The 19,481-nt window shown below is 65.0% G+C and carries 18 protein-coding genes and 1 pseudogene; 8 read left to right on the forward strand and 11 right to left on the reverse strand.

The features are described from left to right. The first annotated feature begins 40 nt into the window (after positions 1–40). The gene (locus I6F12_RS20465; RefSeq protein ID WP_036015275.1) at positions 41–748 is read left to right on the forward strand and encodes a GntR family transcriptional regulator; all 708 of its coding nucleotides are present in this window, start codon (positions 41–43) and stop codon (positions 746–748) included. 40 nt (positions 749–788) lie between these two features. Here the strand turns inward: I6F12_RS20465 and I6F12_RS20470 are convergent, their stop codons facing one another. The 3 genes from I6F12_RS20470 to I6F12_RS20480 form a co-directional block, all read right to left on the reverse strand. Then, on the reverse strand, positions 789–1,748 hold the full coding sequence (locus tag I6F12_RS20470) for a tripartite tricarboxylate transporter substrate binding protein (RefSeq protein WP_085974787.1): 960 nt from the start codon (positions 1,746–1,748) through the stop codon (positions 789–791). A gap of 122 nt (positions 1,749–1,870) precedes the next feature. Next, positions 1,871–2,686 (reverse strand): helix-turn-helix domain-containing protein, encoded by an 816-nt coding sequence (locus I6F12_RS20475; RefSeq protein ID WP_036015272.1) that lies wholly within the window; start codon positions 2,684–2,686, stop codon positions 1,871–1,873. Between the two features lie 104 nt (positions 2,687–2,790). Next, positions 2,791–3,018 (reverse strand): hypothetical protein, encoded by a 228-nt coding sequence (locus tag I6F12_RS20480; protein ID WP_036044010.1) that lies wholly within the window; start codon positions 3,016–3,018, stop codon positions 2,791–2,793. Between the two features lie 126 nt (positions 3,019–3,144). On the opposite strand from I6F12_RS20480, the gene I6F12_RS20485 reads away from it, so the two are divergent. Together I6F12_RS20485 and I6F12_RS20490 are read left to right on the forward strand one after the other, a co-directional pair. Beyond that, positions 3,145–4,692 (forward strand): FAD-dependent oxidoreductase, encoded by a 1,548-nt coding sequence (locus I6F12_RS20485; RefSeq protein WP_225157106.1) that lies wholly within the window; start codon positions 3,145–3,147, stop codon positions 4,690–4,692. A gap of 177 nt (positions 4,693–4,869) precedes the next feature. Then, positions 4,870–6,630 carry a CYTH and CHAD domain-containing protein gene (locus tag I6F12_RS20490; protein ID WP_225157107.1) on the forward strand — a complete coding sequence of 587 codons (1,761 nt, stop codon included), beginning with the start codon at positions 4,870–4,872 and terminating at the stop codon, positions 6,628–6,630. Positions 6,631–6,748: 118 nt separating this feature from the next. On the opposite strand, the gene I6F12_RS20495 is transcribed toward I6F12_RS20490, so the two are convergent. The 4 genes from I6F12_RS20495 to I6F12_RS20510 form a co-directional block, all read right to left on the reverse strand. Then, a complete protein-coding gene (locus I6F12_RS20495; RefSeq protein WP_225157108.1) occupies positions 6,749–7,375 on the reverse strand; it encodes a transglutaminase-like cysteine peptidase in 627 nt (208 codons plus the stop codon). A 330-nt stretch (positions 7,376–7,705) separates the two neighbouring features. Beyond that, positions 7,706–8,317, reverse strand: a complete 612-nt coding sequence (locus I6F12_RS20500) for a PilZ domain-containing protein (protein ID WP_026312634.1) — start codon at positions 8,315–8,317, stop codon at positions 7,706–7,708. 123 nt (positions 8,318–8,440) lie between these two features. Then, entirely contained in the window at positions 8,441–9,691 is a 1,251-nt protein-coding gene (locus tag I6F12_RS20505) for an MFS transporter (RefSeq protein WP_345944171.1), read from the reverse strand. 267 nt (positions 9,692–9,958) lie between these two features. Then, complete coding sequence (locus tag I6F12_RS20510) at positions 9,959–10,897, reverse strand: acyl-CoA desaturase (protein ID WP_225132654.1); 939 nt, start codon at positions 10,895–10,897, stop codon at positions 9,959–9,961. Positions 10,898–11,093: 196 nt separating this feature from the next. On the opposite strand from I6F12_RS20510, the gene I6F12_RS20515 reads away from it, so the two are divergent. After that, entirely contained in the window at positions 11,094–12,245 is a 1,152-nt protein-coding gene (locus I6F12_RS20515) for a zinc-binding dehydrogenase (protein WP_225157109.1), read from the forward strand. Between the two features lie 13 nt (positions 12,246–12,258). Beyond that, positions 12,259–12,692: pseudogene (locus tag I6F12_RS20520) on the forward strand (VOC family protein). Between the two features lie 6 nt (positions 12,693–12,698). Here I6F12_RS20520 and I6F12_RS20525 read toward each other — a convergent pair. Then, positions 12,699–13,439, reverse strand: a complete 741-nt coding sequence (locus I6F12_RS20525; protein WP_036015251.1) for a metallophosphoesterase family protein — start codon at positions 13,437–13,439, stop codon at positions 12,699–12,701. Positions 13,440–13,710: 271 nt separating this feature from the next. Between I6F12_RS20525 and I6F12_RS20530 the strand changes: the two genes are divergently transcribed. From I6F12_RS20530 to I6F12_RS20540, 3 genes are all read left to right on the forward strand, one after another. Then, positions 13,711–15,636 (forward strand): DEAD/DEAH box helicase, encoded by a 1,926-nt coding sequence (locus I6F12_RS20530; protein ID WP_225157110.1) that lies wholly within the window; start codon positions 13,711–13,713, stop codon positions 15,634–15,636. A gap of 394 nt (positions 15,637–16,030) precedes the next feature. Then, entirely contained in the window at positions 16,031–16,516 is a 486-nt protein-coding gene (locus tag I6F12_RS20535; RefSeq protein ID WP_225157111.1) for a phasin, read from the forward strand. 115 nt (positions 16,517–16,631) lie between these two features. Then, on the forward strand, positions 16,632–16,859 hold the full coding sequence (locus I6F12_RS20540; RefSeq protein WP_225115087.1) for a hypothetical protein: 228 nt from the start codon (positions 16,632–16,634) through the stop codon (positions 16,857–16,859). 45 nt (positions 16,860–16,904) lie between these two features. Here I6F12_RS20540 and I6F12_RS20545 read toward each other — a convergent pair whose 3' ends face one another. From I6F12_RS20545 to I6F12_RS20555, 3 genes are all read right to left on the reverse strand, one after another. Then, positions 16,905–17,411: a GNAT family N-acetyltransferase gene (locus tag I6F12_RS20545; RefSeq protein WP_225157112.1), complete on the reverse strand. Its 507-nt coding sequence runs from the start codon at positions 17,409–17,411 to the stop codon at positions 16,905–16,907. 79 nt (positions 17,412–17,490) lie between these two features. Next, complete coding sequence (locus I6F12_RS20550) at positions 17,491–18,624, reverse strand: DJ-1/PfpI family protein (protein ID WP_225157196.1); 1,134 nt, start codon at positions 18,622–18,624, stop codon at positions 17,491–17,493. Positions 18,625–18,759: 135 nt separating this feature from the next. Then, positions 18,760–19,314, reverse strand: coding sequence for a PAS domain-containing protein (locus I6F12_RS20555; RefSeq protein WP_036029643.1), 555 nt, complete (start codon positions 19,312–19,314; stop codon positions 18,760–18,762). Positions 19,315–19,481 lie beyond the last annotated feature (167 nt).

Below are 19,481 nucleotides of genomic sequence, written 5' to 3' on the forward strand. Positions count from 1 at the left end.
CATTGCAGGCCGAACGTTCGTCGATCGAGCCCTCACAATCATGGCCGCCAAGACCCGCCAGAAATCCGATGCGCCAGATGCGATCGATCGCGTCAGCCGTATCCGGGAGGGTGTGACTGCCGCGATCCTCGAGCATCGCCTGCTGCCCGGCACCAAGCTCGGGGAGGACGAGATCGGCGACATCTACGGCGCGAGCCGGACGCTGGTGCGCTCAGCGCTGCAGCAGCTTGCGCATGAGGGCATCGTCAACATCGAGAAGAATCGCGGCGCTTTCGTTGCGCGCCCGACGCCGGCTGATGCCCGCGAGGTGTTCGAGGCGCGGCGCCTGATCGAGCCCAGCATCGTGGACCGCGCCATTGACGCGGTCTCGCCGGCCTGGCTCGATCGCCTGCAGCACCATCTCACGGAAGAACGCGAGGCCGAGTTGCGCGGCGATGCCCGCGCCTCGGTGCGGCTCTCCGGCGAGTTTCATCGTCTCGTCGCCGAGATGAGCGGCCACAGCATCTATCTCGGCTTCCTGAAGGAGCTGATCGCGCGCTCCTCGCTCATCATCCTGCTCTACCGCCGTCACGACACGCCCGCGTGCGGCACCGATCATCATGCCGGGATCGCCGCCGCGATCCGCAAGCGCGACAAGGCGCGCGCCGGCGCCTTGATGCTGTCGCACCTGAACGAGATCGAGGCGGAGCTGTTCCTGAAGGATCCCGCCGCCGACGAATTGCGGCTGGCGGACGTGCTGGGGGCGTGAGAAGGGCGTCGCCAGCGCACGGGATCGGCGGGTCCGGACGCTATTGTGGCTCCAATCCGAGATTCTTGATCGACTCCAGCCAGACCGGCCCTTCTTTTTCGTAGAGGGCGACCGAGGATGCGCGGTCCATTGCCGGCGCATCGACCCCGAAGGCCTCCAGCAGCTTCTGGACACGCTCGGTCTTGCCGCCTTCGACCATGAGCTTGGCGAGCAGCTCGATCCGGTCGGGCGGCGTCGCAGCGGGCGCCACCAGGGTCGTGAAGCTGGTCAGCTGGAAGACCTTGCCGGTGACCCCCTGCTCGGTGAACGTCTTGGTGTCCGGCAGCTTCTTCATGCGAACCAGTGACGGAACAGCGATCGCGCGGCCGACGCCGGTATCAAGGACCGGAAGCGCGGCTTGGTAGCTGCCGGTCGCGGCCTGGATGACGCCGGCCGCCAGGTCCTGCCACATCGGCGCTTCGCCGCGGTAATGCACGATGGAGATGTCGAGGCCGTATTGGCGATTGAGCTCGGCGATCGCGATGTGCGCGAACGAACCGATCCCATACGACCCGGCCGTGACCTTGTTGCGGCGCGCATAGGCGACGAAATCTTCGATGGACTTTGCACCGGTAGCGGAATGGACGACCAGCGGCAGATGACCCGATGGCGTCATCGCGACGATCGTGAAATCCTTGTCCGGATCGTAGGCGAGCGACTTCAGCAGCAGCCGGTTTCCGAGCAGCGTGGACGAGATCGTGTACATCAGCGTATGGCCGTCCGCCGGCGAATCCTTGACCGATTGGGCTGCCAGCGCGCCGCTCGCTCCCGTCTTGTTTTCAACGACGACCGGCTGTCCGAGCTTCTGAGAGATGTAATCGCCATAGGCGCGGGCGAACGCATCGGTGATGCCGCCGGCGGGCGTCGACACGACGATCTTGATTGCTTTGGTCGGCCAGGCTTCGGCCGCAGCCCCGTCAGCCGTGGCCAGCACCAGGCCTGCAATTGCAGCGCCCAGCATTGCGACGAATGTCCTCACTTGCCCCCCCGGTTTTGTTGCGTCTTTGGGCGCCCTTTGGCCGCCGGGCAGAGATGTCACACGAGCAGAGTCAAATACAAACAACATTTCATTGTGTGAAATGGCTAGCTCTTGGCGGCCGCGGACGGGCCTGCCGCAGCAAGCCTGGCGCTGAGCGTCTCGGCCAGTGCGGAGGCGACTTTCTTCATCTGAGGCACGAAGCGCCTGAGACCTTCCTCGGTGCTGACGGCCTCGCGCAGCATCATCACGTTCATGCTTGCGAACAGGCGGTTCGGAACAGCGACGGGAACGCCGATCGCCCAGACGGCGCCGCCGAAGATGCGGCGGCTGTAGCTCTCGTCCATCACTGCGAATCCAGCTTTCCGGATCGCGCGCAGCACCTTGGTGAGTTTGGCGGGATTGCGGGCGAGGTCGTTCCAGGGCTCCGGGCTGAGGGCAAGGCGCGCCGCGATGCGCTCCTGCTCGGCCGGCTCGCAAAATGCCAAATAGGCGCGCCCCATCGAGGTGCCCAGCACGGGAAAGCGAAAACCCGGCGGACGGTAGAAGAGCAGCGAACCGCCGATCCGGGTCGTATGCGCGATCACCATGGATTCCTCGTCGAGCACGGCCACGTCCGAGGGCCACTGAATCTGTTGGCGAAACTTGTTGAGCATCGGTTCGGCGATACCGCCGATCCAATTGGGTTCGTCGTAGCCGGCGCTGAGCAGGAGCGCCCGTCCGGTCGGGGCATAGCTGGGCGGCTCGGCGCGTCGCACCACATATCCTTCATGCTCCAGCGTTTCGAGCATGCGGACGATTGTTGCCTTGTTGAGGCCCGTCGCCTTATGCAGCGAGCCTACGGTCGATTGCCGTTCCTGGTTGATGACGCGCAGGACCTCGAGGCCTCTCGACAACGCGATAACGGGACGGAACGAGGGCATGGCAGCTCTTTGTGAGGACCGTGCCGCTAGTCAATGATGTAATCGCCGGATCAGTCAACAGGCCCGACTCCCGGCCGGGACTTGGACGGTGCCGCATCGGCTCCTCAGCGACCGAGTTCGCTTTCGGCGGCAAGCTGCCCCTCTGCCGTGATCTCGTATTCGCCGTCGTGCTTGGTCATCCATCCTGACCTGACCATCTCTCGTGCAAGCTGTATCGAGCAGATCGGATGATTGCCGCCCGGGTGATACAGCCTGTCGTTGCGGACGAGCAGGTGCCCGTACAATCGCGCCTGGCGCAGCGCCCTGCGCATCCCCGGTGATGGACTTTTCATGCCGGTTCAAGCGCGAGCACGATGAAGGTTCCTAATGAATGCGGCCATCTCATCGGCGTTTCGTTCGATAGCGCACATAGGAACCGTCATTCTGCTGCATCGTTTGCTCTTCCGAGGAGTAGCGCCATGAATGTACGGGATGAGCACACGTGGTCCCTCTGGATGGACGTATCTGTCGCCGAAGCTCCGGTGCTGTCGAGTACGGTCGGCGTGGACGTTGCCGTGGTCGGCTCCGGAATAGCCGGGCTTTCGGTCGCATATGAACTTGCTTGCCGTGGACGTTCGGTCGCAGTGATCGATCGCGGCCGCATCGGCAGCGGGATGACGGCGCGCACCACGGCGCATCTGGCGACCGCGCTTGATGATGGTTATGATGCGTTTGTGCGAGTCCGCGGCCCTGACTGTGCGCGGCGTTACTATCAGAGCGTCGCTGCCGCGATCGATCGCGTCGAGGCCATCCAAGGCGCCGAGCACATCGATTGCGGTTTTAAGCGCGTCGATGGCTATTGGGTACTGGCATCCGGAACGTCCGCATCCGAGCTGGATAGTGAATTGGACTGCTGTCGCAAGCTGCAGATTCCTGTCGAAAATTGCATTAATCCGACACCATTCCATGACAGGGGTCAGACGCGTTCGCTGCGCTTTCCGCGCCAGGCGCGCCTGCATCCGACTAAATATCTCGCCGGTCTGGCGAGCGCACTGCAGCGCCGGGGCGCCCAGCTCTATGCCGACACCTGCGTCGAGAGCATCCAGCAACGCCAGGGTAGCATGGTCGTCACCACCGCCTCAGGCTACGAGGTTCACGCCGCCGACGTGGTGGTTGCGACCAACTCGCCCGTCAATGTTCAGGTGGCGATCCACACCAAGCAGGCGCCTTACCGCACATATGCGCTCGCCGCGAAGATTGCCGCGGGCGCCATGGAGGATGCGCTCTATTGGGATACGCTCGATCCTTATCATTATGTCCGCCTCCACCCGTTATCTGCCGACGAGGACATCGTGATCATCGGCGGCGAAGATCACAAGTCGGGTGAGGCGAATGATGGTGCACAACGCCTTGACGCGCTTGAGCGCTGGGCGCGCGAGCGGTTGCCGGATTTGCGCGAGGTCACCCATCGGTGGTCGGGTCAGGTGCTGGAGCCGGTCGATTTCGCCGGCTTCATCGGCCGCAGCCCCGGCGAGGAGCATGTATTCGTTGTCAGCGGCGATTCCGGGCAGGGGATCACCAACGGGCTCGTGGCCGGCATGCTGATCGCGGATCTCATCACCAGCGGCGCAAGTGCCTGGGAGGACGTCTACGCTCCGTCGCGGAAGATTCAAAGGAACATCGGCGAGTTCATCAGCGAGAACATCACCCCTATCAAGAATTTCGCGGAGTATCTCACCGCAAGTGAAATCGCGAGCGCTGAACAACTGCGGCCCGGCGAGGGGCGCCTCTTCCGAAGCGGCCTGAAGAAGATCGCGGCGTGCCGGGACCGAAGCGGACATTTGCATTTGCATTCGGCGAGCTGCACCCATTTGGGCTGCGTCGTGCACTGGAACTCACTCGAACAGTGCTGGGACTGCCCATGTCACGGATCGCAGTTTGCACCCGATGGCACCGCGCTCAACGGCCCGGCGGTTTCCCCGCTCGGCGAGGCTGAAAAGCCGGCCAATCTTGAAGCGGCAGAATGAGCGGCATCTCTCGGCGTGTCGTGGTCAGGCTTTAAGGGGGCTTGGGCCGGCTGCTGCAGCTTTTACCTGGCGAGCTACATGTGAATCATGATGCGCGCCGATCTGATGTGACTATTCCTCGCAGGCTGTACAGGCTATATCCCTGTCGCCTGTCATTGAACTGTCATGTTACCGCAAATGCTAAAGTCAGATGCTGCGCCGGCTCGCAAGACTCCGGGCGCGCCGGAAGCCAATCCTTCTGTTGGGAACACCAAGAGAACGCAGCTCCTCACTGGCTTGCCGGGGCAACGCGAGGACGTCAGCGTGGAACCCGCGACGGTCGAGGAGCGCGCTGCCATTGAGCAGACGCCATCGCAGGACGTGACGCCCGCGCCGAGCCCGACCCAGCCCGCATCTCCCGCCGCCGAAATCGAGCTCAAGCTGCTCGTTGGTGCCGATCGCATGGCGCATTTCGGCGCAGCGCCCGTCATCGCGGCGAACGCACGCAACAAGGGCACGCGCAAACGTCTCAAATCCGTCTACTACGACACGCCCGAGCGGGCGCTTCGTCGCGCCGGCCTGAGCTTGCGCGTCCGCCAGAGCGGCACGCGTTTCGTGCAAACCGTGAAGACCGAGGTTGCGGACGATCCGTTGCGTCGCGGCGAATGGGAAGCAAGCGTGCCTTCGCTTGCGCCCGATCTCGCTTTGGCGATGCCGTTCATTCCCGAGAAGATTCGCGAGCGACTCAAAGCGCAGCCGCTCGAAGCGGTGTTCACGGCCGATGTGCATCGTCACACGCGCATCATAGACCTGCCATCCGGCACGGTCGAGGTCGCCTGCGACCAGGGCGAGCTGACGGCCGGTGACCGGTCGGTTCCTGTCAGCGAGATCGAGCTGGAGCTGAAGAGCGGCAGCACGAGCGTGATCTACGAGATCGCCCTGCGCCTTGCGGAGCACGGAACGGTGAAGCCGTCCATCCGCAGCAAGTCGGCGCGCGGCTTCGATCTTGCCGCGGACCTGCCGCCGTCGGCTCGCCGGCCGCGCAAGCTTCGTCTCGATCCCTCCGTGACGCTCGACGAAGCCTTCGCGACCATCTTGCGCACCTGCTTCCTTCACCTGCTGCAATCGCTGCCGGCGGCCGAGGACGGCCGCAATCCGGAAGGCGTGCATCAGCTGCGCGTCTCGCTGCGCCGGCTGCGATCCGCGCTCGACCTGATGCGTTCGGTCGGCGCGCTCAGCAATCTCGAGGCGCTGCGTTCGGAGGCCAAATGGCTGGCGCAAGGCCTGTCCGCCGCGCGCGACTGGGACGTGTTCCAGCTCGACACCTTGCCGGCGATCGCAAGAGCCTGTCCTTCGGTCGCGGGCTTCGATGCGCTTGGGCGGGCCGCGGCTCAGCGTCAGGCGGAAGCCTATCGCAGCGCCCGCCACGCGCTCGATGATCGCCGCTGCGCGCTCTTCCTGATCGGCCTCGGCGGTTGGATCGAGACGCGCGGCTGGCGCAACGGCGTCGCGCCCGAAGAACTCGGCCGGCTCGCCGAGCCCGCCCTCAATTTCGCGCAGCGCGTCCTATCGGAACAGCACGCGAAGGTGCTCAAGCGCGGCCGCCGCTTCAAGTCGCTGACGGTCGACGAGCTGCACCGCGTGCGGCTCGCCACCAAGCGGCTGCGCTATCTCAGCGAGTTCCTGCTGCCGCTGTACGAGGATCGCAAGTCCGCGCGAAAATTCGCGCGCCGGCTCGCCGGCTTGCAGGAGGAGCTCGGCGTCTTCAACGACATGGCGGTGACGGCCTCGTTGCTCGACGGGCTCGGCGCTGACGATCGCGACAGCGCCATTGCGGCGGCCGCGATCGCCGGCTGGCAGGCGCGGGCATCGATCGGCGTGCAGCAGGGCTTGCAGGATAGCTGGCGGGATTTTGCCGCCGCACGCGTGCCCTGGTCGCGCCAGGGCCAGCAGAGCTGATCGCGCTTTCCCAAAAAAGTTGCGGCCAGCCATTGGGGGATGGCTGGCCGCGCGCGAACCGGTCTGGGACGGGGAGGGGTGGGGATGTGACCGGGTCGCGTAACCTGTTGTCTCGTTCCTACGGATCTTTCGCGCTGGCGGTGGAGACCGCCGGCTTGGTATCGCCCAGCGAGACCCAGACGTTGGGATCGCTCTGCGACTGGCGCTTGACGAAGCGGTAGCCGGTCTCCGTCCAGGCGAGGACGTTCTCGTTCTGATTGTCGAGAATGAACTCGCCCTTGTCGGTCTTCACCGTCAGCACCGCGTGGCCTTCGCCTTTCTTGTCGCGCACCACGGTGATGAGCAGGGCCTGGCGCGGCCAGCCGGCATCCATCAGCATCTTGCGCTTCAACAGCACGTAGTCTTCACAGTCGCCGTAACCGTCTGACGGCAGCGACCACTTCTCGATCACGCCCCAGTGCTCCTGGTCGGTCAGAGGCTTGACGGTCTCGTTGACCCAGCGATTGACCTTGACGAGGTCGCGCCATGCGGCCTGCGACATCACGATGTCGCGCGGCTGCAGCGGTGCGCCCTGGCACTGGGTAGTATTGTCCGCGCAGAACTCGACCCAGCCGATCGGCGCACGCGTGGTGTCGCCGAGGCTCGCGTAGAGCAGACGGCCTTCGCCGGCCTGCGCTGCCGCGCTGATCCCGAAGAGCATGGCGGCCAGCGCCAGTCCCTTCCCCCGTCCCCTGAAGTCAAACATTGCGGCCCCCGTTTCTTGTTGGGACCACATTTCGCACGGAGCTTTTGAGTTGCCGCTAAGTCGGCCAAGTCAAGTCGAGACGAATGCAAGTAAAAGGCGCGGCGAATTCGATCTATACTTGAATAGAATTCGCGTAAAATTGGATATGACTGCAATTGATTCAAATTTTATCTATTAACGCGGAAGCGCTGGGAGGAGCGTTGTTTGCGCTCATCTGCAGCCCCTCCGTTAACCGCTGGCCATTCGCCGCGGGACATGAAAAAGGCGGCGTCCGCATCGCGGAAGCCGCCTTCGAGCCTGGAAATATGGAGGTTTTCGCGTCCTTGCGCTTTACCGCGCGGTAACGCTCTCTTCGAGTGTCTCCGCCGGCTGCTCGTGCATGAACTCCAGCGCGAAGCCGTCCTCGAGGTTTCGGACCACGCGGCCCTGGACCCGGCCGAGCAGAACCGTCGATTTTAGCGGTGGCCGGTTCTCGGCAGCGATCGCCGCGCCCGACAGCGAGAGGTCGATGATGCGGCAGGTCATCTTGGTGCCGTCCTCGAGCGTCAGCACCGCGATCGGGTTGCGCGGCACGATACGGTCGTGGCGGCGGTCCTCCGGCAGATTGAGGATGTCGCGGTTGGCGAGCCAGGTCAGCTGCGCGGCGAGCTTGTCGCGCTTGCGCGGCGTCGCACCGATGGTCATGGCGAAGCCGTTGTCGATGATCCGGGTGATCTTGCCCTCGACGCGGCCGATATGGTCGAGATAGGCGACCACGCGGTCGCCGACATTGCCGATGCCGGGGGCGAGCAAGGCGAGGCCGCCCGGCGACATGTTGATCACCTGGCAGGGGAATTCCCGGCGGTCCGGCAGCATGTAGCGGCCGAGCAGGTGCACCTTCACCCGCTGGAAGCGCCTGCGCTCCTCGGCGGCCGGAAGAAATTTTTTGTTCGCCAACGCCATTTCCAACACCCGACCCCCGCCCGGGCGGAGTCCTTGCGACCCTAAGGTGCACAGGGTTAATGCCGCGTTAGGATCGGGCGCGCTGGACACGGACAGACACGATGCGCTCGAAAAGCCACACCTTCAGGCGGGGCTCGGCTTCCTCGCGGCGCGCCCATAAAGCAGGCACAGCAGCGCCAGCAGCACGGCGGCCGACAAGCCGAGCGACCAGTGGATGCCGATCGCCGCGCCTGCCACCCCGACCGTGATGCCGCTGAAGGCGCGCATGCCGAGCCCGGCCATGTTGTAGAGGCCGACGACGCGGCCGCGGATGTCGTGCGGGGCGTTCAGCTGCACCAGCGCCTGCGCCATGGTGTTGAAGGAGAGCTCGAAGAAGCCCGCGAAGAACAATAGCGCGATCGCGACCGGATAGACCGGCACGAGCGCGAAGCCGAGCAGCGCCACGCTCCACAGCATCGCCAGCGTGATCGCGGTGCGCGGGGTGCCCTTCAGCCGTCCCCAGGATTCCAGCGCGATGCCGGCCAGCAATGCGCCGGCCGCGTCCGCGGCGAGCAGCACGCTGTAGGAGACGCCGGGATCGCCATGGCCGAGATCGCCGGCATAGCCCGGCATCTGGGCGTGATAGGCGTTGCCGATCATGAAGGAGGTGAGGCCGGCGAGCCACGTCATCGCCGACAGCACGGGCTGGGTGCCGATCGCGCGGATGGTGAGCACGATGTCGGCGAGGCCGCGCACCGCGAAGCGGCGCGCCGCCACGCTCTTGTCCCTGATCGGGGCCCAGAACAGCCAGAGCAGCATCGGCAGATAGAACAGCGTGTTGAAGATGATGCCGTGCGAGGGACCGAGCGTCAGCATGATGAGCCCGCCCACCGCAGGTCCGACCAGGATGCCGAGATAGCGCGCCATCGCGTTCAGCCGCACCGCGCTCGGCAGGTCGGCCGGGCCGACCAGGTCGTAGAGCAAGAGCTGGTTCGGCGTCTGCCAGAGCACGCCGGCGCAGCCATGGATCACCAGAAGCAGCATCGCGTGCCACATCTGGATCGTATCGGTCAGGAAGAAGAAGCCCCAACCGGCGGAGGCGACGATGAACAGCAGCATGCCGCACTGGATGATGCGGCGCGGATCAAACCGGTCGGCGAGGCCGCCGACCGCGACGGAGAACAGCAGGAACGGCAGCCAGTGCGACAGCACGGCAAACCCGCCCAGCGTCGGCGAATGGAATTTCTGGAACACCACCCAATAGCTGATCACATGCTCGATATTGTCGGCCATCATCGCCAGCACGTAAGAGGCGAACTGGAGACGGTAGGGCACGGACCTCATCGCCGCGAACGATCCGGACGCGGCCACGGGATTCTGGGGAAGGGGATTCACGGGATGACCTGAGGTGAGACTCGTGGCGAGTTACACGCTCGCCGGCCGGCGCTCAAGACAATTGGGCGTGCTGGAACAGCAGCCATGCATGCTTGCCACGAGGCCCGTGATCTCAGATGCAAGCCTTGTGAGCTCCGCCTCGCTCTCGTCGAGCCGGGGCAGCGACGCAATCCAGACTGCCCCTGTTGAGGGATTCTGGATTGCTTCGTCGCAACAGCTCCTCGCAATGACGGCGCCTGTAGTGCATCGACGTCACCATCGCGATCATCACGCAGCATCGGCGACCCCATCGTCCCGTTTCGCCTCGGTCAATCGCCGCAAGCCGGGCCGCTCCGGCAGGTTGTGCGGCGTCCTGACATTCCAGACCAACCCGATCGCTTCGAGTGATCGGATCAGCCACCAGCCGGGATCGACCTGTCCCGGCAAAAGTCCGAGCTTCGCCGAGCCCGGATAGGCGTGATGGTTGTTGTGCCAGTTCTCGCCCATGCTGATCAGCGCGGCGAGGCGGACATTGTAGCCTTGGGCCGCGACGCCATCGACGCTCCAGATCTGATCGCCGCTTGTGTGGGAGAAGTGGCCGACCAGCCAGTGGCCGGTGACGCAGACGCTGACGCGCACGCAAATGCCCCAGACCAGCCAGTCCAGCCCGCCGATTGCAAAGAAGAGGAGGGCCCAGGGCAATTGCTGCAACATCCATGTGCGTTCGATGAAGGCATAGAACCGGTCACTGGCAAGCGGCGGCTCGAGCCGGAATCTTGGCGGATGGCGCAGCACCAGCCGGCAATGCAATTGCCACCAGGCATCGCGCCAGAAGCCGGCGCCGTGGCGGGAATATTCATGGCACGCGGGCTGGCGCTGCGCCCAGTCGCGGAAATCGTGCAGGCGGATCATGCCGAACGGCCCGGCCATGCCGACGAGCGTGCCGAGATAGACGAAGAGATGTTCCAGCCAGAGTGGGCAGTCGTAGCTCGCATGGATCAGCTTGCGGTGCATGCCGACGGAGTGCCCTGCGCAGAGCGTGACGGCGCTCGCTGCGAGGAAGAGTGCGAATGCCGACCAGGAGAAGCAGAGCGGCGCGAGCGCGATGGCGGCCGTCGTCATGCCCGCGAGCCACAGCGACTTCTGCGGCGCCCATTGCACATATCCGTCTACCGGATCGGTGTCAGAGGCGACAAAAATTCGTTCCGAACCCGGTCGCAAATCCATGTGATGATCCCGGCTGACCGCGGCGCGAGGAGCCGCGCAGGTCCGAAGCAGGCATCGCTCCGGCACACGCAGCCTGCTCACACAACTGCGGCGTGTCAACGCGCCGCGTTGGTATTTCCAATGTCGCAGGGCTGTCATAGGTTGATCGCAGGCCCGCACGATCAAAACACAACAAGCGGGCAGCGAGGAAACAGCCATGCAACAAATCCGCGTCTGCACCCACGCAGGTCCCGGCTCGGAGCCCGTGATCCGCACCGTGCCGTGGCCGAAGGTCGGCCGCAAGGCTGCGCTGATCAAGGTCGGCGCCTGCGGGGTTTGCGGCACCGATCTCCATATCCTCAAGGGGCACTGGCCGAAGCCGCTGCCCTGGCCGTTCACGCTGGGACACGAGCTCGGCGGCGTCATCGTCGAATGCGGCGACGAGTTCACCGAAGATTTCATGAGCAAGCCGCTCAAAGTTGGATCGAAAGTGATGATCCCGCCCTTGATGCCGTGCGGCCGCTGCTACTATTGCATCCACTATCCGCAAACCGCGAACAAATGCCTGACGCCGGTCTATTACGGCCGCTATCTCGGCTTCGACAAGGCGCCGCATTTGTGGGGCGGCTGGGCCGAATATGTCTATGTCGATCTCGACATGCTGCCGGGCACCAAGATCTACAAGCTGCCGGACGACATGTCGTTGCGCCTGGGTGCGCTGTCGGAGCCGCTGACCTCCTGCATTCGGGCCTTCAATCGTGCGACCCGCGCCGGCGGATTCAGCTGGGGCGACACCGTGGTGATCCAGGGCTCCGGCCCGATCGGCATTCTGGCGGTCGCGGCCGCCAGGGAGATGGGAGCAGGGCGCGTAATCTGCGTCGGCGCGCCGGAGGAGCCGCGGCTCAAGCTGGCGCGTGAGTTCGGCGCCGAGGCGACCGTGAACATCGAGGAGCTGAAATCACCGCAGGATCGCATTGCGCGCGTCCGCGAGATCGTCGGCGGCTTCGGCGCCGATCTCGTGATGGACTGCTCGGGCCACCCCTCAGCCGGCCCCGAAGGCATCGAGATGCTGCGCGACGGCGGCACCTATGTCGAGATGGGCCAGTTCACCGACGCCGGCTCGATCGAGACCTCCTGGCACCGCATCTGCACCAAGGACCTCAACGTGCTGGGGTCGTGGGGCTTCACCGGCAACGACCTCCCGCTCGGCGTCGACATGCTCTACCGCACGCGCGACAAATATCCTTGGGCGAAGATGCAGACGATTTACCCTTTCACGGAAGCAGGCGTCGCGCAGGCGGTGAAGGACGCGGTGGCGATGAAGACGGTGAAGTCGACGATCGTGCCGTGGCCGGAGCTGGTGGAGTAAGAACGTAGCCGAGATGAGCGACCAAATGAAAAACGAAGAGACGGCCGACCCAAACCGGAGCTCCCCCTTCAACGCCATCCGCGCGATCGACTACACCGTCATCTTCGTGCGCGACATGGCGGCGTGCGCTGCTTCTACGAAGACGTCCTCGCGTTCCCGCTCTCGCGCGAGCTGTCGCCGAACTGGATCGAGTACGGCCTCGGCAGCAACACGTTGGTGCTGGCAAGGCCGAGCCGCACCGCCAGCGATGCACCGACGCCAGCGGGCAGCGCCTCGCTGCAGCTGGCCTTCAAGGTCTCTGCTGCAGAGGTCGACGCGTGCGCCGATGAACTCGTGCGGCAAGGCGTGGCGCTGCTGTCACCGCCGACCAACCAGCCCTTCGGCCATCGCACGCTGTTCTTCCGCGATCCCGACGGGAATCTGCTGGAGGTGTACGCCGAGATCTGAGAAATTCTATTTGACGTATCCCGACAACATGGCGTGCGCCCAGTCCGGACGGTTGTTGGCGAGCGCGCGCGCCGAGGCGGCCTCCCAGTCGTATTCGAGGGCCAGCAGCTCGACCTGCCAGCCCCTTTTGCCCTTGGTGAGGATCGCGTAGCGGGCGTGAGGCGAGCGGTGTTCCAGTTTCGCGGCAAAGGGAATGTCAGCGAAAACAGGGCATCCGACGCTGCCGGGATTGAGGACCAGACATTCGCGCGGCCCGTGAACGACGGCCGGGCGGTGGCTATGGCCACACAGCACCACGCGCGCCGCCGGCTCGCTCGCAAGGCGTGCTTCCAGCACGTCGCGGCGTGCCGGCACGAAGCGGCCGTCGTCGAGTGCGTCCTCCAGCAGGCACGCCGTATCGCTGTCGGGCGTGCCATGGCAGGCCAGGATGCCGTCGTCCAGTCGCAGCTGGGAGGGCAGGTTGTGAAGTGCACGACGCTGCTCTGCAGTCAGTGCGTTGCGCGCAAACAGACCTGCCGGCGAGAGCTTGTCGTCCGGAAACTCCTCGATCCAGCGATCATGATTTCCGCGCACGGTCGGCAACGCCAGCGATTGGAGGAATTCGAACGTTTCCCTCGGCCACAACGGGCTGGTGACGCAGTCGCCGAGGTTGACTATCCGATCGACGCCCCGCGTCTTGATATCCGCCAGCACCGCCTCCAGCGCGGCGAGATTGCCGTGGATGTCGGAAATGACCGCCAATCGCATCTTTATTCCCCATATCGCCAGACGTGAGCGTGGCTCGGCTATAGGCCGATCCCGCCGCGCTAAGGTTAATCGAGCTGGCCGCAAAAATCCGCTGCAAGCTTCAGGCGCGGCTCGTCGTCAAGCCATGCATCACGGCTATGGTGATTTCCGGGCGCTTGGCGTAAAGAGCGCCCAGATCAAATCAGCGTGCGGTCGGGCCGTTTGCCGCGCACGCAGCTCGGGGCGCCGGTTCACCGTTTGCGCGCCTGAATCAAACAAGGTTTCCCATCTCGTGTCTCTTCCGGCCCTGACCCCGCCGCTCGCCCGCGCTTTGGCCGAGCGGAACTATGATTCACTGACGCCCGTCCAGCTCGCGGTGCTCGCCCATGAAGCCACCAGCCGCGACCTCCTGGTCTCGGCCCAGACCGGTTCCGGCAAGACCGTCGCTTACGGCTTGGCCATCGCAAAGAACATCCTCGATGACGCCGAGCAGTTCGCACCAGCGGCCGCGCCGCTCGCCTTGATCGTGGCGCCGACCCGCGAACTCGCGCTCCAGGTTCAGCGCGAGCTGGCCTGGCTCTATGGGCATGCCGGCGGGCGTGTCGTCTCTTGCGTTGGCGGCATGGATCCGCGGCGCGAGCAGCGCGAGCTCGCCGCCGGCGCGCATATCGTCGTCGGCACCCCCGGGCGTCTGTGCGATCATCTGCGGCGCGGCCGTCTCGACATTTCCGAGCTCGCCGCGGTTGTGCTCGACGAAGCCGACGAGATGCTCAATCTCGGCTTTCGCGAGGACATGGAATTCATCCTCGAGACCACGCCGCAGACGCGCCGCACCTTGCTGTTCTCGGCGACGTTTCCGCGCGGCATCGTCGCGCTGGCGCGGCAATATCAGCGCGACGCCTTCCGGATCGAGGTCGCCGGCGACGAGGGCGGCCACGCCGATATCGAATACCGCGCGATCCGCATCGCGCCCGCCGACGTCGAGCATGCCGTCGTCAACGTGCTGCGCTTCTACGAGGCGCCGAGCGCGCTGGTGTTCTGCAGCACGCGCGATGCTGTCAGGCATTTGCAAGCCGCGCTCCTGGAGCGCGGCTTTTCGGTGGTCGCGCTGTCGGGTGAATTGACGCAGAACGAACGCACCCTGGCGCTGCAGTCGCTACGCGACGGGCGCGCCCGCGTCTGCGTTGCGACCGACGTTGCCGCCCGCGGCATCGACCTGCCGAGCCTCGACCTCGTCATCCATGCCGATTTGCCCAACGACGCCGAGGTCTTGCAGCATCGCTCGGGCCGCACCGGGCGCGCGGGCCGGAAGGGGACGAGCGTCCTGCTGGTGCCGCCCGCGCGGCGGCGGCGCGCCGAGCTGCTGCTCGATCTCGCAGGGGTCGACGCGGTCTGGGGCACGGCGCCGCAGGCGGAAGACATCCGCAAGCTCGATCATGCGCGCATGAAGGACGTGCTGTTCACGGAGGAGACTGGTCCCGACGATCTGGCTTTGGCGCAATCGCTATTGGCCGAGCGCTCGGCCGAGGACATCGCCGCCGCGCTCGCGCGGCTTTATCGCGCGCGGCTGCCGTCGCCCGAGGACATCATCGATCCCGGCGAGCGAAGCGGCAGGCCGGAACGCGGGCGTGATAGGTCCGAACAGGGCGAGGACCGCGCCAAGCCGCGGTCGAAGGCTGGGAAATCCTCGAAGCACGCCATGGCGGATGGCAGCGTCTGGTTTCGCGCCGCCATCGGGCGCCGCAAGAACGCGGAAGCGCGCTGGCTGCTGCCGATGATCTGTCGCCGCGGCGGCATCGACAAGCGCGACATCGGCGCCATCAGGATCATGGACACCACCACCGAGTTCGAGATCTCCCAGCGGGTCGCCGAATCCTTTGCGGCAAAGATCAAGCGTCCCGACAAGGAAGACAGCATCCGGATCGAGCCGATGACGGATGCGCCGGACCGGCAAGAAGCTCCTCAGGAGCGCCCCCGCGCGCCGCAGCGCGAGGCCGGCGCTCATCATGAACGGCGCGAGGATCGCCCGCGCGAGGCGAGTGGATTCAAGTCGCGCAGCAAGCCTCAGGGCGAGCGCGCGTCGAAATTCGGTGATGCGCGTTCTTTCGGAAAGAAAAAGAAGCACAAGAACAAGCCCGGCCATGCAGAGCCTTCGGTCACGCCGTGGCCTGCGAAGGGCGCGCCCGAGAAAAATGCGAAGAAGAAGCGTCGGGGCTGATCTGCCGCTTTCCGGCCCCGGCCAGACTAACGCCGCCGAAGGCTCGCGCGGTGCGCTATGGCGCAATCAATCAGTAACATGGTGCCATCCGGACGCGCCTGCGAGCCCGCGCCTTCTCGAGTTGGCAGAATCCTTTTCGGCAAACTCAAAGCGGCAAGAGCGGCGCCTGCGGCGAGGCGTCGCTTGAATCGAATTTAATCAAGTCGAGAGTCTGAAAGCGAACTGAAGGTCCGATCCTGGTTGGTCATAGTTGGCATCGGCAGGGGGGCGAGAGCAGCTCATCAGCAGCATCCCTCCATTTTGAGAGTAGGGGCACTGGTTTCCCGGTGCGGCCCGCACCCGGGAGCTTCTGAGAGTCTTCAATCCAACATCTGGTTTCGCGTGAAAGGATGGAATGACGATGCATGATGCCACTGTGAAAGCCGAGACGAATGCCACTCCCGCGGGTGGGAATGGTGGTGCAAGGCTCAAGTTCGACGTGCCGTTTTTCAATATCCAGGAGATCTTCGGCGATCTTGCCGAGCAGGGCGCCGCGCGGGCCAAGGCAAATCTCGAGCAGATGAAGGCGGCTTCCGAGGAGATCACCGACGCTTTCCGCGAAGCCTGTGCGACCAATGCCACGCGTGCCGCCGACTACGGCACCAAGGTCATCGAAATATCGAAAATCAATACCAGCTCCACCCTGGAATTCCTGTCCCAGCTCGCCGATGCAAGGTCGTTTGCGGATGTCGTGAACCTCTCCACCACCCACACCCGCAGGACCTTTGAAATGGCTTCCGGGCATAACCGGGAGCTTTGGGACCTTGCCCAGAAGGTTGCGACCGAGACGGCCGAGCCGATCAAGAAGAGCTTCAACCGGGTTCTGCACAGGGCAGCTTGAATCGAGGCTATCGGCCGCGTGAATCGGCGGACGAGCGTCTTCGCCAGAAGAGACGCCGTCCGGCTGATGACGGCGACGCCTTTCCGTGAAGGGATGCCGAGCTGGAGGAAATCAGATGGGTATGGTGATGATCAAGTGCCCGGAAACGGGCCGAGCCATTTCGACCGGCATCGAGATGGACCGCGAACGATTTCGGTGCAGTGCAGTGTTCTTCTCTCGCACCTATTGCGAGATGTGTGCGGCAACGCACGAGTGGTTTGCCAAGGAGGCCTGGGTCTACGAAACGGGAAGTCCGGGGGTAGGCAGTCGTTCCGCGCGGGGGCGGCGTGAAGAAGCAGCCTGACGGCGTCCTGCGAAGCAATCCGATCAATTTGCCCGGGGACGGGCATTACGTCGCGGCGAGGTCGCGCAGCATGTAGGTCGCGCCGTCGCCGTAGGATGCGAGCTTTGCGTGCAACTCGGCGTCCGCCGTCACGGTCCGAAAGCCGACGCGTTCCCATAGCGGCGGCGTGCCGTAGACCGAGACCAGCGCGAGCGTTCTGATGCGTGATGCACGCGCCAGCTTCTCGATATCACCGACATAAGCGCGCACGACGCCGCCGCGGAACTCCGGCAATACCGCGACGTCGTGGATGTAGAGACAGTCGGCGCGATCGGGCAATGCTTGCAGAAAGCCGTCGAGCGGCGGAATTCGGTACCGCATCCAGGGATGTGCCAGTCCGTAGCCGATGATGCCCTGGTCCGTATCGAGCACGCCGCAGCCGTCCGGGCAAAGCCTGATCTTCTCCGCCAGCACCTCTTCGCGTTCGGGCAACGCCGGATGGATGCGTGCCGCAATCGCGCTGATCGCAGGAAGGTCGGAGGCGCGCGCGGGACGCCAATGCGGCTTGCTCATGTCGATCCGTCGTTCCGTGGTGTCCTTCCAATCTATTCCGCCGCGGCGATGCGCGCAGCGGGAAAGATCCTGGCGGTCGTTATCGCGGATATTCCAGCTGCATCGCCACGAAGTCGGCCGTGCGTGCTCCGTAGCGCGTCTCGATCGCGCGCAGCGTTTCGTCCAGCGCCCGCGCCGGCGGCGAGGCGCCGGAATCCGGCACGGCCTGCTCCGCCGGCCAGCTCCCGGCAATGCGGTCCGGCAGGATGCGAAGACCGCTGCGGCTGGTCCGCGCCTCTGCCGTGGCGGCGAAGGTGAGGGCGCGCGAGCGGTAGGTGCGCGACCACGCATCGGCGATCAGGGCGAGCGAGACCTCGTCGACATCAGGAGTCAACGCGATGCCGAGTTGCTCGCGCTTCCAGAATGCGAGCGTGTTTGCGATCGCCGTCAGCGCGAAGGGGCGTGTGAAGCTGAACGCGTCGCTGCGGTGGCGTGCGTCCCATCGCGCAAGGCCGACGTCGCCGGCGACCGCCTCGGCCTTGGCGCGGCCGGCGATCGCCTCGATCAAGGTCAGGGCCATCGGCATGGATGCGGTGATGCCAGTGGTCGTCGCGACGCCCTGGTCGACGACCAGCCTGCGGTCCGCCGCGTAGCGGATCGTCGAATGCTTCTTCAGATCGCCCACGGAATACCAATGCGTCGTGGCCCGCTTGCCGTCGAGCAGCCCGGTGTTGGCAACAACCGTGGCACCGACGCACACGCCGATCACGATCGCGCCCTTGCCGGCTTGGCTCCTGATCCAGTGCAAGACCGTTGCGTCGTCGTCGCGGCTCATCGCCGGCACGATGACGTAGTCGGCGCCATCGGGGTGCGCGGCATCGAACTCGGCGATGGTCGCATGCGGCTGCACCTTGAGGGCGGGATAGAGCGTGACGGGCCCTGGCTGCGTCGACAAGGTGAGGACGTCGGCAATGTCGGCGCGGGCGAGAATGCCGTAGGGCATCAGGTAATCGGTGGTCTCGCTCATGTCGTTGATGCCGACGATGGCGATTAAGGGGCGCTTGCGTTTCGGCGGTTTCAGCGCCGCCAGGGTCGATTCGGTTTCGTCTCTGGAAATCGCAGGCGCGGGTCCCGAGGCTGGCGCGGCGGGCAGCAGGAGCAGCCAGGTCGCGCCGATCCCTGCCAGCAATGTCATGCCGCCGAGGGCAGTCCACGCCAGATTGCGCCAGCTCATCATGATGTCACCCGCTCGTCTCACGCGGCGCGGAAGCTATCCGGTCGCATCGACGTCAGGAATGACGCAAATCCGGCAAAAACGGTCACGCTGCGCGACGATCCATCGCAGGATCGCCGCACGTCTGCAGGGGCTCTATCGCAGCCCCTCATACACCATCAGCCCGCGCGCGATCTGCAATTTGCGGATGGCGCGCGGCAGGAGTTTCTCCGGCTGGTGCAGGTAGCGCCAGGAAGTGAGGGTGAAGGCGGACAACGTGCCGCATTCGTCGTCGAACGGCGCGAGCACGCCGGTGACGCTGACCGGCGTATGCGGGCGGGCGTTGAAGGGCAGCAGCAGGAGCTCCAGATGCGCCTTGCTGCCGTCCTCGCGCGCGGCGGTGACGCCGGCGATCGCGCCCAGCGTCTCGTCGGCGACGATCGTCGTGATCTCCTCGATCTCGCTGCGGCTTGCTTCTGTGAACAGCGCCGCAAAGCTGCGGTCCTTGAGGTCGGTTCCTGCGAGCGCGCAGACGCGCGTGCCGGCGACGCGGAACGGGAAGCCGAGGTTCGGCTCGCAGGACAGCACGAAGATGTCGCCGAGCAGGCCGCGGACCGCGGCCGGGTCGATGTCGGCCCGGTCAGGAGCCCGTGCAGTGCCGCGCTTCTTGTCCCAATACGCGAAGAATGCGCGGCTCGACGGATGTTTCATGACTGAACGCTCGCCCCGGGGTGCAACCTCGAAGGGACAGACTTGTCCCGCTTCAGTGCACCCGCGATCCCTTCTGTTGTTGTGCAGGAGGGGATTTGCAGCGTCCATGCCGCCGGCGCGTTTTCAGGCTTCTTGGGCCGGCCTTTACGCCGTTAACGTTAAATTAA

Source organism: Bradyrhizobium sp. IC4059, from assembly GCF_020193615.1.
Taxonomy (GTDB): domain Bacteria; phylum Pseudomonadota; class Alphaproteobacteria; order Rhizobiales; family Xanthobacteraceae; genus Bradyrhizobium; species Bradyrhizobium yuanmingense.

What these genes read in the sequence shown, in the direction of transcription:
- I6F12_RS20465 (WP_036015275.1), top strand. Translation starts at nt 41, where the DNA reads ATGGCCGCCAAGACCCGCCAGAAATCCGATGCGCCAGATGCGATCGAT.
- I6F12_RS20470 (WP_085974787.1), bottom strand. Translation starts at nt 1,748, where the DNA reads ATGCTGGGCGCTGCAATTGCAGGCCTGGTGCTGGCCACGGCTGACGGG.
- I6F12_RS20475 (WP_036015272.1), bottom strand. Translation starts at nt 2,686, where the DNA reads ATGCCCTCGTTCCGTCCCGTTATCGCGTTGTCGAGAGGCCTCGAGGTC.
- I6F12_RS20480 (WP_036044010.1), bottom strand. Translation starts at nt 3,018, where the DNA reads ATGAAAAGTCCATCACCGGGGATGCGCAGGGCGCTGCGCCAGGCGCGA.
- I6F12_RS20485 (WP_225157106.1), top strand. Translation starts at nt 3,145, where the DNA reads ATGAATGTACGGGATGAGCACACGTGGTCCCTCTGGATGGACGTATCT.
- I6F12_RS20490 (WP_225157107.1), top strand. Translation starts at nt 4,870, where the DNA reads ATGCTAAAGTCAGATGCTGCGCCGGCTCGCAAGACTCCGGGCGCGCCG.
- I6F12_RS20495 (WP_225157108.1), bottom strand. Translation starts at nt 7,375, where the DNA reads ATGTTTGACTTCAGGGGACGGGGGAAGGGACTGGCGCTGGCCGCCATG.
- I6F12_RS20500 (WP_026312634.1), bottom strand. Translation starts at nt 8,317, where the DNA reads ATGGCGTTGGCGAACAAAAAATTTCTTCCGGCCGCCGAGGAGCGCAGG.
- I6F12_RS20510 (WP_225132654.1), bottom strand. Translation starts at nt 10,897, where the DNA reads ATGGATTTGCGACCGGGTTCGGAACGAATTTTTGTCGCCTCTGACACC.
- I6F12_RS20515 (WP_225157109.1), top strand. Translation starts at nt 11,094, where the DNA reads ATGCAACAAATCCGCGTCTGCACCCACGCAGGTCCCGGCTCGGAGCCC.
- I6F12_RS20525 (WP_036015251.1), bottom strand. Translation starts at nt 13,439, where the DNA reads ATGCGATTGGCGGTCATTTCCGACATCCACGGCAATCTCGCCGCGCTG.
- I6F12_RS20535 (WP_225157111.1), top strand. Translation starts at nt 16,031, where the DNA reads ATGACGATGCATGATGCCACTGTGAAAGCCGAGACGAATGCCACTCCC.
- I6F12_RS20540 (WP_225115087.1), top strand. Translation starts at nt 16,632, where the DNA reads ATGGGTATGGTGATGATCAAGTGCCCGGAAACGGGCCGAGCCATTTCG.
- I6F12_RS20545 (WP_225157112.1), bottom strand. Translation starts at nt 17,411, where the DNA reads ATGAGCAAGCCGCATTGGCGTCCCGCGCGCGCCTCCGACCTTCCTGCG.
- I6F12_RS20550 (WP_225157196.1), bottom strand. Translation starts at nt 18,624, where the DNA reads ATGAGCTGGCGCAATCTGGCGTGGACTGCCCTCGGCGGCATGACATTG.
- I6F12_RS20555 (WP_036029643.1), bottom strand. Translation starts at nt 19,314, where the DNA reads ATGAAACATCCGTCGAGCCGCGCATTCTTCGCGTATTGGGACAAGAAG.